Genomic DNA, 14,094 nt, shown 5'->3' on the forward strand with positions numbered 1-14,094 from the left:
TTATCTGAACTTGAGCAATCTAGGGAGAAATACGTCTAGATTGGAACAAGGGTGGAACCACGAAAACACATTCGTCCCTTTCCTAGGGATGAGTGTGTTTTTTTACGGATTTGTAGATTGAAAATTTAAAATAATTGAAAAATAGTATTGATTTTGTTTTTTATGCGAGTATAATGAGTTAACAAATCAACATGAACGAAAAAGTAACGATAAGGACAAGAAATCATTTTTACGGTTTACAGAGAGGGAAGTCTAGGGTGTGAGCTTCCTAACACGAGAAATGATTTTACCACCTTTGAACTTCAATAGTGAACGAGTAATCTATTAATTATTGACGGTATCAGCCGTTATCTGAACTTGAGCAATCTAGGGAGAAATACGTCTAGATTGGAACAAGGGTGGAACCACGAAAACACATTCGTCCCTTTCCTAGGGATGGGTGTGTTTTTTTACTTTGAAAGGAGGTGCAGTAACATGGAACGATTTGTACGTACGGAAATAACCACCACCTGCATGATTAAAAAGCAGCGCAAGGTGATTGATAGAGATAAATAATAAAATTGTAGGAGGAGATTAGAAGATGAATAACGTTATAAATGTTGGGGTATTAGGTTTAGGTACGGTCGGAAGTGGTGTTGTTCATATTTTGAAAGAACATTATAAAAAAATCGCTCTTGATACAGGATACGAAGTGAAAGTGAAAACAGTCGTTGTACGTGATTTGGAAAAAGAACGCGATGTTTGTATTGACGGAATTGCAGTAACAAGTCATGCAGATGAAGTTCTAAATGATTCAAATATTGATATTGTAGTAGAGGTAATGGGAGGAATTGAAGAAGCAAAACAGCATATTGTTAAGGCTTTACGAAATAAAAAACATGTCGTAACAGCAAATAAAGATTTAATGGCTGTATATGGTGCAGAGCTTCTTCAACTGGCGAACGATAATGATTGTGATTTATGTTACGAAGCGAGTGTAGCGGGCGGTATTCCAGTGTTAAGAGGACTAACTGATGGGTTAGCATCAGATCAAATTCAAAAAATAATGGGAATTGTAAATGGTACAACAAATTATATGTTAACAAAAATGAGTCAAAATGGATGGTCTTATGAAGAGGCTTTACAGGAAGCACAAAAATTAGGCTTTGCAGAATCGGATCCGACAGCAGATGTAGATGGACTAGATGCGGCGAGAAAGGTAGCAATTCTTGCAAACTTAGGTTTTTCGATGAATGTTTCATTAGATGATGTGCAAGTAAGAGGGATTCGAAAGGTCGAAAAAGAAGATTTACAAATGGCTGAAAAGTTAGGATTTACTATGAAGTTAATTGGTAAGGCTGAAAAACAAGGACCAGCCATTCATTTAAGTGTAGAACCGACGCTTTTACCGAGCCAGCATCCATTATCAAATGTGAATAATGAATTTAATGCGGTGTATGTTCATGGCCAAGCGGTAGGAGAAGTAATGTTTTATGGACCCGGAGCTGGGAAGTTACCGACTGGTTCTGCTGTAGTAAGTGATATTATTTCAATCGTTAAAAATATGAATCAAGTTCCGAAAAATAAAAGTGCGTTAAAAGAACCAGTTCCTTATGAATTACAAGGTGATGAAGAAGTAGTTTCGAAATATTTCTTACGTATTTCATTACGAGATGAGCCTGGGATGTTGCAGAAAATAACAGAATGTTTCGTTAATTATTCTGTAAGTTTAAAAGAAGTTATTCAATTACCTTTAAACCGTGAACTGGCAGAAGTCGTGGTTGTGACACATCGAACTTCCAAGTATCAATTCGAACGAGTTTTAGAAGCGATAGAAGCTGTCGCAAGTGAAATAAACAGTTACTACATTATTGAGGAGGAAAAACAATATGTATAAAGGACTATTAAAACAGTATGCGTCTTATTTACCGGTGAATGAAAATACACCTGATGTCAGCTTAATGGAAGGAAACACACCACTTATTCCATTATTAAATATATCAAAACAATTAGGGATTCAGCTATATGGTAAGTACGAAGGAGCGAATCCGACAGGTTCTTTTAAAGATCGTGGCATGGTCATGGCAGTTGCTAAGGCGAAAGAAGAAGGTTCAGAAGCAATCATTTGTGCATCAACAGGTAATACATCAGCATCAGCTGCAGCATATGCGGCACGTCTTGGGATGAAATGCATTATCGTAATACCGGAAGGAAAGATTGCACATGGAAAATTAGCACAAGCAGTTGCCTATGGTGCTGAAATCATTTCAATAGAAGGGAATTTCGATGATGCACTTAAGGCTGTAAGAAATATTGCTGCAGAAGAGCCGATTACGTTAGTAAACTCAGTAAATCCTTATCGAATTGAAGGGCAAAAAACGGCAGCATTTGAAATTTGTGACCAATTGCAAAATGCACCAGATGTTCTAGCTATCCCTGTTGGGAACGCAGGAAATATTACAGCATATTGGAAAGGTTTCTGTGAATATGAGAAAGAAAAAGGTTATAAGAAGCCAAGAATTCATGGCTTTGAAGCGGAAGGAGCAGCTGCAATTGTAAAAGGGCATGTAATTGAAGAGCCTGAAACAATTGCAACAGCGATTCGAATCGGTAACCCGGCAAGTTGGTCATACGCAGTAGAGGCTGCTGAGCAGTCTCACGGTGAAATAGATATGGTATCAGATGAAGAAATATTACATGCGTATAGGTTATTGGCAAAAACTGAAGGAGTTTTCGCTGAACCGGGATCAAATGCTTCATTAGCCGGCGTAATTAAACATGTTGAATCTGGAAAAATCAAAAAGGGAGAAACAGTTGTTGCAGTATTAACTGGAAATGGTTTGAAGGATCCTGATATCGCTATTTCTTCAAATCAACTAGACATCGCAAGTGTGTCAAATGATATAGAACAAATTAAAGATCATATTAAAGGGGTGATTATGTCGTGATACCATTTAGCGTTCGTATCCCTGCTAGTACGGCGAATGTTGGCCCTGGATTTGATTCAGTTGGAATAGCTTTGTCATTGTATTTAGATGTGGTGGTTAAAGAAAAAGCAGATAAATGGCAAGTAATCCATTCCTTTGAAGAATCAATTCCGACAGACGATAAAAATTTAATCGTTAGCACGGCATGTAAAGTATGTCCTTCTATATCACCTCATATAATAGAAGTTACTAGTAATATCCCATTAACGAGAGGGCTAGGAAGTAGCGCATCAGCGATTGTAGCTGGGATGGAGCTTGCGAATCAACTAGGCAATTTGAACTTAACTGCTGATCAAAAAGTTCAAATTGCTACAAATTTTGAAGGGCATCCTGATAATGTTGCTGCTTCTATATTAGGTGGAACTGTAATTGGAGCACTTGATGGAAAGGATGTTTCCGTCGTAAGAATTGAGAGCAAGGAATTGGGTGTAATTTCTCTCATTCCGAATGCAGAATTAAATACAGATGAAAGTCGATCTGTATTACCAAAGATGTTTCCGTTTCATGAGGCAGTTAAAGCTAGTGCGATAAGTAACGTATTAGTAGCTGCATTATGTCAAAAGCGGTGGGAAGTTGTAGGTGAAATGATGGAGAGAGACCATTTTCACGAACCATATCGTTTAGAACTCGTACCATTATTACCATCTATTCGTAAATGCGCAAAAGAATTTGGTGCGTACGGCACAGCACTTAGCGGTGCGGGGCCATCTATTTTTATATTAACGCCATATGAGAAGCGTCAAGAAATCGCTGAGCAATTAGCGAGAGTATTTACAGATATGAAAGTATGTGAGCTTGAAATCGACCATAAAGGTATTATTGTAAATAAGGAAGAGCATATTGGATCGTAAAGAAAGCTGGCATGGCTAGCTTTCTTTACGTTGCAAACCTATTTTAAATTAGGTTTTTTCGGAAAAAATATAAAACAAATGTTGATTTTGAATAATGTAAGTAAAGAGTGCATTCATTTTGGAGGTGATTAAATGAATAAAGAGTCACCAGAAGAAAAAAGAGAGCGTATGAGACAAAGTGAATTAAAAAGTAATCCTACGGGTTCTTTACGTGACGGACTCAATAGAGCGGAAACGGGTAGTCCAGTTGATATAGCAGGCGGTATGAATTGGAAAGGTACAGGAATAATCATTTTAGTACTACTTTTAGGATACATTGTATACACTTATTTTTTCAGTTGAAGAATGCTTGTTAAAATTTTGATTTGTTTAGTTTCATAATTGTTGAGAAAAAATGCAGTTACTGTATTACATATCTTCTAAGCGAATTATAGTTGTTCATATCAACTTTTAATACTCCAAACAGAGCTAGCAAAATGCTAGCTCTATTATCTTTTGCCACATTCCTGTAACAAAGCATCTGTATATTCATTGGTGGAGGTGCAGAGGATGAAAAAAATGATAGCGATATGTCTTCTTACAACTATGTCGTTTTCGACTTTAGTCGGTTGTGACGTAAAAGGTAGTAATGCTGTACAAGAGTCTAAAATAAAGAAAGCGACGTATAAAGATTTTACTTATGATGTAAATCCAGAAACATTTACATTAACTGTAGAACATGAGGGTGTAAAGGAACAGGCATCACAACCCCTACCGAAAATGAAGGTATCGAATGTAAAAAAAGAAAAGGATCGTACATCGTGGGAATATCCAGATCAAAATGTAAAAATAAAATTAGAAAAGAAAAAAGACCACTTAAACATTGAAGTGGAATCGACTGGTGCAGAAAGCTTTACATGGCCGAAAGTAGAAGCTGAGAATTATACACTTCCGTTATGGGAGGGTAAGCAAATTCCGAGCAATGATGAGAATTGGAAGAAGTTTTTAAAGGATGATGCATATTCATTTGCTGAATCATTTTCTATGAAGTTTTTCGCATTAAATGGTTCGAAATATTCAATTGTATATATTGCAAAGAATATGTTTAATAATGAATTGAAATTTCATTCGGATCCGAAAATAGGGTTTGATTTTACACATGAATTTCCCAGCATAAATAAAAATAAAACATATGGATTTCAATTATATGTGACAAATAATGATGCGGTAAGTATTGCTAAACTATATAAGGATGATATTGTTCGAAAAGGTGAATTTAAAACATTACAAGAAAAGGCTAGAAAAAATAAAGAAATCGAAAAGTTATATGGAGCGGCGCATTTTTATTTTTGGAATCAAAATGGTTTATCAGAAAATAATATAAATTGGCCAAAACTAAGGGAGCAAATAAATAGCCCGCTGTTTAGTCATATAAAAGAACTTATTCAAAAGAATAGTTCAGAGCCTGGGGAACTGAATGTATTAGATCAAGTAAGTAAACAAGATTTCATTGATAAGTATCAAAAAAATGTCATTTTACGTTATATAAACGAAGTATTATCGATGAAGGAATTTTATAAAGAGGATATTTTCCAAAACGTTGATCAGGAAGCTGGTGCGCTAATAAAGAAAGGTGTAGGTCACTTAACGAAGACAGAATTGTATAGCTTAAATAAGCATTTATTAAAGTCGCTACTTGGTGATGCGGTTGAAGAGGTAAGTAAATGGGGTAATGCAGATGGAACGGACATATTAAAGGAAATGAAAGAGACAGGAATAGAAAAAGCGTGGATTGGTCTGCCGAACTGGGAACAAGGATTTATGCAACCTAATTTTGTGACAAAAGCTAAGGAAATGGGATATTTAGTTGGTCCGTATGACTCATATCATTCCATTCACGAAAAAAGTGATAAAAATTGGAACACAGCATTCTTTAATGACCCATCATTATACGAAGAGGCTACTGTAACGAAGAAAAACGGAGAAAAGGTGCAAGGCTTTTTAGGTAGAGGTCGCAAGTTAAACCCGACTTTATCGCTACCTAGTGTAAAGGAACGCATGAATGATATATTACAAAATGGCCCTAAATATAATTCATGGTTTATTGATTGTGATGCGACAGGTGAAATTTACGATGACTATTCAGCGAAACATATAACGACACAAGAGCAAGATTTAAAAGCACGTTTAAAACGAATGGACTACATTGCGCAAGAAAAGGGTATGGTCGTTGGTTCTGAAGGCGGAAATGATTTTGCTAGTAGTACGATTGCATTTGCACATGGAATTGAAACACCTGTTATTAAATGGGACGATGAAGATATGCGGAAAAATAAAACAAGTCCGTATTATGTCGGTGGATATTGGTCACCAAATCAAAATGTGCCTGAAAAATATGCAAAACAAGTACCATTGAAAGAAGAATATAAACAAGTATATTTAAACCCAGTATATTCGGTACCATTATATAAATTAGTATACAATGATTCCGTTATTACAACGCATCATTGGGAATGGGGAAGTTTAAAGGTAAAAGATGAAGTTGGAAATCGAATGCTGTCTGAATTATTGTATAATGTTCCTCCGTTGTACCATTTAGATGAAGTAGAGTGGAATAAGCATAAAAAAGAAATTACAGAGCATCTAAAAGTTTGGAATGAAGTTCATGAAAAAGCAGTAAAAGAAGAGATGACGAATTTTGCGTATTTGTCAGAAGATAAGCTAGTACAATCTGTTTCTTATGGAAAAGATATTAAAATCATTGTGAACTTCTCAAATGAAGACATGGAAGTAGAAAAAACGAAAATAAAAGCAAAGTCGGCTTACATTGATAATCAGGGGGAGAAAAGCGTGTATACGCCGTTTGAGAAATAATAACGTCAAATATACTGTATTCATAGAGATTTTATAATTAGCTGGATTCTTTATTCATATCGTTTGTTAAGAAAAAGACATCCTAATTTAAAATGAAAGAGTTAATAAATTTGTAAATTCATATGTTGCGAAGTGCTAAATTTTTGAAATTGGTAAATAGTGACTTGCCAAAAATAAGTACGAGAGTATAATGTGAAATGGAATACGTATTGGGTTTAAGTAGTAACCTTACAAAATTGTAAGGTTAGTGAAAGGAAATTCAATATGAAGATAAATAGACTTACATTATACTTGGTAAAGAGAAAGAGAGGCGAATGGGTATGAGCTCTGAATTAGAACAAAATACGAGAAGTAATAAAAAGCGTTCTAAAAGAAAGTCAATAAAATGGTTCATATTAATTCCATTTTTCCTACTTATTTTTGGAGGAGTAGGATATGGTTCGTTTATATATAATAAAGCAAAAGCTGTTGTAAATGATGCGTATGCAAAAATTGATAAGTCATCAAAGCGTGATAAAGAAGTCGAACCTTTAAAGGATAATATTTCAATATTAATTATGGGTGTAGATGGAAGTGAAATGAGAAAAAGCCAATATGGCGAGGCAGTTCGAACAGATGCACTTTTATTAGCAACAATTAATAAAGATGATAAGTCTGTTAAGCTAGTAAGTATTCCACGTGATTCACGTGTTTACATTCCAACTAGAAAAAAATTAGATAAAATTACTCATGCTCACGTATTTGGTGGCGTAGAAAGCACACGCGATACGGTGGAAAGATTTTTGAATGTACCTGTTGATTATTATGTGAAGTTTAACTTTGAATCATTCGTACAAATTGTCGATTCAATTGGTGGTATTGATATTGATGTACCAGTTACTTTCACTGAACAAGATAGTAAAGACCAAGCTGGTATGATCCATTTAGAAAAAGGTTACCAACATTTAAATGGAGAACAAGCTCTTGCACTTGCAAGAACGCGTAAAATTGATAGTGACGCAATGCGTGGACAGAGACAGCAACTTGTAATAGAAGCAATTGCTAAAAAAGCGATGTCTGTTCAATCAATTAGCAAAATGGGCTCTTTACTAGATGCGGTTGATAAAAATATGAAAACGAACTTAACATTTGACGATATGCTTGCCATTACAAAAAATATGGCAGGATCTAATTTGGAAATGGAAAAATTGCAAATAGAAGGTACAGATAAACGTATCGGTGGTATTTATTATTACATTCCAAATGAAAAAAATGTAAAAGATATTTCAAAAAAATTAAATGATCATTTAGGTGTAACGCCAAAATCAGTCCGAAACGAATAATAAAAAAAGATTGGCTTTTGCCAATCTTTTTTTTTGGAATGTATTTGTAACTTTTCTGTAACGATTTTTTAGTTTAGAAAAATTATACTCATATGTATGAGTATAATGGATAGGTAAAAAAGTAAAAGGACATATTCAAAATTTGTGGTAAGGAAAGATATCATATGCAGAAATGGTTAAGCATGATGGGAATTATCTTTATATTGACTGGATGTAAAATGTCTGAAGCTCCAACAAGTCTAATGGAAGCTCCTACAAATGAAAAATGGATTAATGAATTAAAGGAACAAATTGATAAAGATTTACCTGTTAATTATCGCTTACTTACTCCAATGTCTAACAAAGATAAACAGATGATTTGGTCAATGAATTTTAAACAAGATAATAAGAAAGAAGCCATCTTATTTTATAAATTGCCGAATGAAGATCATAGCGTATATTTAGCCGTATATGAAGAAATCGGAAATGGCTGGAGAATAAAGTCCACACATAAATTTGATGGTGGAGATGTAGATATCGTTGAAGTCGGTGATTTTACAGGGAACGGGAAGAGAGAGTTGTTAATCGGAATCTCTGTAAATCGTGAATCGTTAGAACATGTTATGTATGTTTTTTCGGAAGAAAATGAAGAGATGAAGGAAATATATAATCGAAGTTATACGAAGTTATTCATAGAGGATCTAAATGAAAATGGACTGAAAGATATAAGCCTTGTTACATTTGAAAAAGATGAGAAGCTGACAGTTGAGTTCATGGAACAATTTAAGACTTTATCTGAAGTGTCATACGATCCATTTATAAATAGTATTCAAAGAATACAAATGGGTCGTATATCTAAATCACTAAAGGCGGTAGTAATTGATGCAGGAGTTGGCGCTCATTCAGGTATAACTTATGTAGCAAAATTTGATCAGGATCATTATGAAGTATTACCTATAGATGGGAAAGAAGATTTATTTAATGAATATGTTGTAGAAAGTAAAGATGTTAATGAAGACGGCATTATTGAATTTGTTCGTACTGTACGTCCAAAAGGTTGGGAGGATAAATCACATGGTGATAGTCCGCTTTTTGAACGTTACATACAGTGGAGTGAATCTGGAATTAAACCAATTGAAGAACGATATATAGATATAGAAAAAGGGTATTATGTGAAAATTCCTAAAGAGTTAATAGGAAAAATTACAATACCAGATCAGCAAAAAGAATCAAATTCTCAAAAGTTTTTGGATGCAAGAACAAATAAAATATGGCTTGAAGTTCATATTTTTAAGCGGAAAGAATGGTTCAATATAAAAGGCTACAGCGCAGCAATTAAAACGGCTTCTCACGTATATGCAGTACCGAAGCAATCAAAATTTGAAAAAGTGAAAGCATATATAAAACCACTAGCGGATTATCAACAAGAGTAGGAGGTGGGAATTATGTCAAAAATTTTAGTTTTAGAAGATGAATTAACGATCCGTAGCTTTATTATTTTAAATTTAAAACGTGCTGGATTTTATGTAATAGAAGCTACTACTGGAGAAGAAGCGTTACAGATTTTGAGTGAACAAACTGTTGATATAGCACTGCTGGATGTTATGTTACCGGGGATTGATGGTTTAGAAGTTTGTAAGGCTATCAGGAAAGAAAATAAAAAAATGGGTATTATTATGTTAACCGCACGTGTACAAGATGAAGATAAGGTGCAAGGACTAGGAATAGGTGCAGATGATTATATTGCAAAACCGTTTAGTCCAGTAGTATTAACTGCACGTATACAGTCTTTATTAAGAAGAATAGAAGTACATGAAGAAAAAACGAATATTGTTACGTCAGGTCCATTTTCGTTAAATATTATAGAAGAAAGATTGTATAAAGATGGACAATTAGTCGATTTAACACCTACAGAGTATATGATATTACAGTATTTAATGAATCAGGCTTCAAAGCCAGTTTCGCGTGATGAAATTTTAAATATGATTTGGGGAACCAATTACGTAGGTGAGACGAAAGTAGTAGATGTAAATATGAGACGGTTACGTCAAAAGATAGAATGTAATCCATCAGAACCTGAATTTATTCTTACGGTGTGGGGAAAAGGATATGTGTGGAAGGAAAGTATAAGATGAAACGGAAAGTGACTTTATATTTTATGACGGTCATTACACTTATGCTTGTATTATTTGAAGTTGTATTTTCAGTCTCAATTTATCGATACTATTATAATGGTATTGTGCAATATATAGAGTCTCATGCGAAAACGAGTACACGTTTTTTTTCAGAATACAATTCACTATACTTTATTCGATTACAAGAATATAGTGGTGACATAATTAGTAGCTTTCAATTAGAAGGAACAGAATTACAGTTAATTGATCGTCACGGCTCGGTTATACAATCTTCAAGTGGTGAAAAGGTAGAAGGTAAAGTGAATATTCCACAATCATTATTAGAAGGTGAAATGTATAATCAAGTTACTACGAAAGGTAATAAAAAACAACTAGAGGTGCTAAGCCCACTTATACATCAAGGACAAACTATTGGTGTTTTAAAATATACGACTGTTTTAACAAATGTAAATAAAAAGATTATTGAAATTATTACGTTTACTATTTCTGTAGGTATTGTTATTTCGGGAGTCGCCTTCTTAATTAGTAGACGTTTGGCAAATTCATTTGTTGAGCCAATTGAATCCATTATTCAAGCCTCTTCACAAATTGCAGAAGGCACATTAAAGCAAAAAATTAAAGAAGATTATCCTGGAGAATTAGGTGAATTGGCACATAGTTTAAATTATATGGCCTATAAAATAGATAAGGCTGAGCAGATGAAAAATGAATTCATTGCTTCTATTTCGCACGAAATACGAACGCCTTTAACAGGAATTAAAGGTTGGAGTGAGACGTTAAAAACAGTAGATCATTTAACAGAAGAAGAAATAAAGCAAGGTATGGGCATTATTTCAGGTGAGACAGATAGATTGATTCATTTAGTAGAAGAATTGCTAGATTTTTCAAGATTACAATCAAATCATTTTAATTTATATAAACAAAAGGTGCAATTGTACGATATACTAGAGGAGACGATTTGGCAATTAACTCCTAAATCGGAAGAGAAGGAAATTCAATTTATTACTACTATAGAACGAATTGAATTGATGGGAGATCGAAATAGGCTAAAGCAAGTTTTCTTGAATATTGTTCAAAATGCAATTAAGTATTCACATAAAAAAAGTACAATACACATTGAAGCGACTAAAATAGAAGGACAAGCAGTGATTAAGGTAAGAGACGAAGGGATTGGAATTGCTAAAGAACATTTACCATATATTGAGCAATCATTTTACCAAATTAATAATCATGCTGCAGGGGCAGGTATTGGTTTAGCTATCGTTAAAAAAATGGTAGAGCTTCATGGTGGTGTGCTTAGTGTTACAAGCAAAGAAGGAATAGGAACAACAATTTTGATAAAACTCCCATTATAATACAAATAAAATCTATTTATATGGTGAAATAAAAATAAATAGATGTATAATTATATTGGGCGATTTATATATAAGATTAATAGGGAGAGGAATTCGATAGAATGGAAAAAGCTTTAAAAATTAAACAAATAGTAGTCGTTTTAATAGCGATTGCCGCAGTAGCTATTGGGTATTACATGTTTCAATCAATTACTTCACCAGCAAAAGCTGTTGCGAAACAAGAAAATGTAGTGCAGCTTGCAAGTGAACAGCCGAAAGTTGAAATGAATAAAACGGCACCAAGTCGTTTTAATGGAAAAGAAAGAAAAGTTGCTTATCTTACATTTGACGATGGGCCAGGGAAATATACGGCTGAATTATTAAATACGCTAAAACAACATGATGCGAAGGCGACGTTCTTTTTAATTGGAGCGAATGTAAAAGAATTTCCTGATTTAGTGAAACGTGAAAATGCTGAGGGTCATTATGTAGGCATGCATAGTATGACACATAATTTCGCAAAGTTATATAAAAATGGCGAGTATGTAAATGAGATGAAAGAAGATCAAGGTTTAATCGCTAATATTATTGGGAAATCACCTAAATTAACACGTCCTCCATATGGTTCGATGCCTGGATTAAATGAAGGTCTTCGAAATAAAGTGGTAGAAGGCGGATTTAAAGTATGGGATTGGACAATTGATTCATTAGATTGGAGATACAATAAAATGCCAGTTGATGCAGCTGCAGCACAAATTGCTCAAAATGTATTAACAAACGCAACAAAACCACAAGAAGTAATTTTAATGCATGATATTCACCCGCAATCAGTTGCTGCTGTGCCAGCAATTTTAAAAGGGCTAAAAGAAAAAGGTTATGAGTTCGAAGCTTATCATGAAGAAAGTCACTTCCCAGTGAACTTCTGGCATGATAACCGTATGTAATGGAGGAATGAACGTTGAAGTATGGAAAAGTAGCAGTAGTTGGAGCATTATCAGTAGGACTTTTAACAGGTTGTTTCGGTGAAAAGCCAGAAGAAAATTTATATACAGCTTTTGAAACAGCAGCAACACAAGAAAAATCTTTAGTGGATGAAGCAAAAAAATTAGAGCAGTTAGAGAAACAAGGCCAAGAATTATATTCTCAAATTTTGCAAGAAGGCAAAGATCATAATGAAGCAGTTGTGAAGAAACTAGAGCAAGCTACTGCAAATGTAGATGATCGTGAAAAAGTATTGAAAAATGAAAAAGAAATGCTAGAAAAAGCTCAGAAAGAAACAAAATCTGTACAAGGAAATATAGAGAAGCTTGAAGATAAAAAGTTACAAAAACAAGCAAAAGCAGTAGAAGAGTCGTATAAGAATCGTTATGATGCATTCCAAAAGATGAATGAAAATTACACGAAAGTGTTAGCGACTGAAAAAGAACTGTATGAAAAATTAAAAGTAAAAGAAACGAAATTAAAAGAAATCGGTGAAAAAGTTAAAACTGTTAATGAATTAAATGTGGAAGCACAAAAGTCGAAAGAGCAGTTTAACAAATTTACAAAAGAGTATAATGACAGTAAATTAGCATTCTACAAAGATGCAGAAATTAAGATTAAAGATCAGAAATAAAGAAGAATCTAAAGTGTAATAAAAAGCCGGAGAAACATCGTTATAAATGTTTTTTCGGTTTTTTACGTTAAATGAATAGAAAAGGAAAATCAACGGTGACAATTAATCTTGCAACTGCACTAGCGCGTATGGGCAAAAAAGTGGGGATATTAGATGCAGATATATATGGTTTTAGTATTCCAGCTATGATGGAAACGAATAAGAAACCAACGATGATTGATCAAACGGCAATTCCAGTCATTAGTTACGGTGTTAAAATCATGTCGATGGGATTCTTTACAGAAGGAAATAATCCAGTTATGTGGCGCGGACCGATGCTAAATAAATGGATTCAAAATTTCCTTGCGAATACGCACTGGGGAGAATTAGATTATTTATTACTTGATTTACCACCAGGTACAGGAGATGTTGCGATTGATGTTGCAGCGATGATTCCGCAAGCGAAAGAAATAATTGTTACAACTCCGCACAATGTAGCTTCATTCGTTGCTTCAAGAGTTGGTGTAATGGCAAAACATACGAAGCATGAGATTTTAGGTATTGTGGAAAATATGGCTTATTATGAAGAACAAGATGGATCGAAAAATTATTTCTTCGGAAAAGGCGGCGGCAAAATGCTTGCAGAACAATTGCAAACAGAAGTAATTGCCCAAATACCTTTTGCGAAACGTGAAGAAAATAATGGTTCATCTGTATATGATGAAGATTCTCTTGTTGGAGAAGTGTTTACATCGTTAGCTGAGGATATTATTTATAGAGGATAGAGGGGGAAGTTTAGTATGGCATGTAACATTGATCATTCTATTGAAGATGTGATGAATAAGCTTGAAAGTCAAAAGAGTTTTTTACCTGAAGAGATTTTTAAAGGGGTAAAAAATTTTTTACAAGGTAATCACTCACAAGAAATATTAAATGATGTATTTCATCTTTTAAAAAAGTATGACTTAGTAAGTGAAGAAGAAAGAGAGACGAGAGATACTCAATTATTGTTGATTATAAAATAAGTATACTTTGGCTTTTGTTTTGTAACTGAAGGGGT

At 34.0% G+C, this 14,094-nt stretch carries 12 protein-coding genes, 1 pseudogene and 1 other annotated feature; all 13 genes and pseudogenes read left to right on the forward strand.

The features are described 5' to 3' along the window. Positions 1–197 precede the first annotated feature (197 nt). Positions 198–429: a binding site (T-box leader), on the forward strand. A gap of 151 nt (positions 430–580) precedes the next feature. The 13 genes and pseudogenes from MR169_RS21870 to MR169_RS21930 all read left to right on the forward strand — a co-directional run bounded on the left by MR169_RS21870 (position 581) and on the right by MR169_RS21930 (position 14,059). After that, complete coding sequence (locus tag MR169_RS21870; protein WP_242320020.1) at positions 581–1,876, forward strand: homoserine dehydrogenase; 1,296 nt, start codon at positions 581–583, stop codon at positions 1,874–1,876. Continuing rightward, positions 1,869–2,927, forward strand: coding sequence for a threonine synthase (gene thrC / locus MR169_RS21875; RefSeq protein ID WP_000276435.1), 1,059 nt, complete (start codon positions 1,869–1,871; stop codon positions 2,925–2,927). The genes MR169_RS21870 and thrC overlap by 8 nt, the downstream gene beginning before the upstream one ends. After that, the gene (gene thrB / locus MR169_RS21880) at positions 2,924–3,817 is read left to right on the forward strand and encodes a homoserine kinase (protein WP_016117624.1); all 894 of its coding nucleotides are present in this window, start codon (positions 2,924–2,926) and stop codon (positions 3,815–3,817) included. The genes thrC and thrB overlap by 4 nt, the downstream gene beginning before the upstream one ends. Before the next feature lie 132 nt (positions 3,818–3,949). Continuing rightward, positions 3,950–4,159, forward strand: a complete 210-nt coding sequence (locus MR169_RS21885; protein WP_001031483.1) for a DUF6366 family protein — start codon at positions 3,950–3,952, stop codon at positions 4,157–4,159. Positions 4,160–4,366: 207 nt separating this feature from the next. Continuing rightward, a complete protein-coding gene (locus tag MR169_RS21890) occupies positions 4,367–6,670 on the forward strand; it encodes a glycoside hydrolase (protein WP_242320021.1) in 2,304 nt (767 codons plus the stop codon). Positions 6,671–6,990: 320 nt separating this feature from the next. After that, positions 6,991–7,992, forward strand: a complete 1,002-nt coding sequence (locus MR169_RS21895; protein ID WP_002163948.1) for an LCP family protein — start codon at positions 6,991–6,993, stop codon at positions 7,990–7,992. A gap of 164 nt (positions 7,993–8,156) precedes the next feature. Then, positions 8,157–9,404: a hypothetical protein gene (locus MR169_RS21900; protein WP_242320022.1), complete on the forward strand. Its 1,248-nt coding sequence runs from the start codon at positions 8,157–8,159 to the stop codon at positions 9,402–9,404. Positions 9,405–9,416: 12 nt separating this feature from the next. Continuing rightward, positions 9,417–10,106, forward strand: coding sequence for a response regulator transcription factor (locus MR169_RS21905; RefSeq protein ID WP_242320023.1), 690 nt, complete (start codon positions 9,417–9,419; stop codon positions 10,104–10,106). Beyond that, positions 10,103–11,461 carry a sensor histidine kinase gene (locus tag MR169_RS21910; RefSeq protein WP_242320024.1) on the forward strand — a complete coding sequence of 453 codons (1,359 nt, stop codon included), beginning with the start codon at positions 10,103–10,105 and terminating at the stop codon, positions 11,459–11,461. The genes MR169_RS21905 and MR169_RS21910 overlap by 4 nt, the downstream gene beginning before the upstream one ends. Positions 11,462–11,562: 101 nt before the next feature. Next, positions 11,563–12,384: a peptidoglycan-N-acetylglucosamine deacetylase gene (locus MR169_RS21915; RefSeq protein ID WP_000409484.1), complete on the forward strand. Its 822-nt coding sequence runs from the start codon at positions 11,563–11,565 to the stop codon at positions 12,382–12,384. Positions 12,385–12,398: 14 nt separating this feature from the next. After that, complete coding sequence (locus tag MR169_RS21920) at positions 12,399–13,055, forward strand: YkyA family protein (protein WP_000873574.1); 657 nt, start codon at positions 12,399–12,401, stop codon at positions 13,053–13,055. Between the two features lie 83 nt (positions 13,056–13,138). Continuing rightward, positions 13,139–13,819: pseudogene (locus tag MR169_RS21925) on the forward strand (P-loop NTPase); the annotation flags it as partial. 15 nt (positions 13,820–13,834) lie between these two features. Further along, positions 13,835–14,059, forward strand: coding sequence for a hypothetical protein (locus MR169_RS21930; RefSeq protein ID WP_000752379.1), 225 nt, complete (start codon positions 13,835–13,837; stop codon positions 14,057–14,059). Positions 14,060–14,094: the final 35 nt, after the last annotated feature.

It is taken from the genome of Bacillus cereus group sp. BfR-BA-01349 (assembly GCF_022663795.1).
GTDB classification, from domain to species: domain Bacteria; phylum Bacillota; class Bacilli; order Bacillales; family Bacillaceae_G; genus Bacillus_A; species Bacillus_A cereus.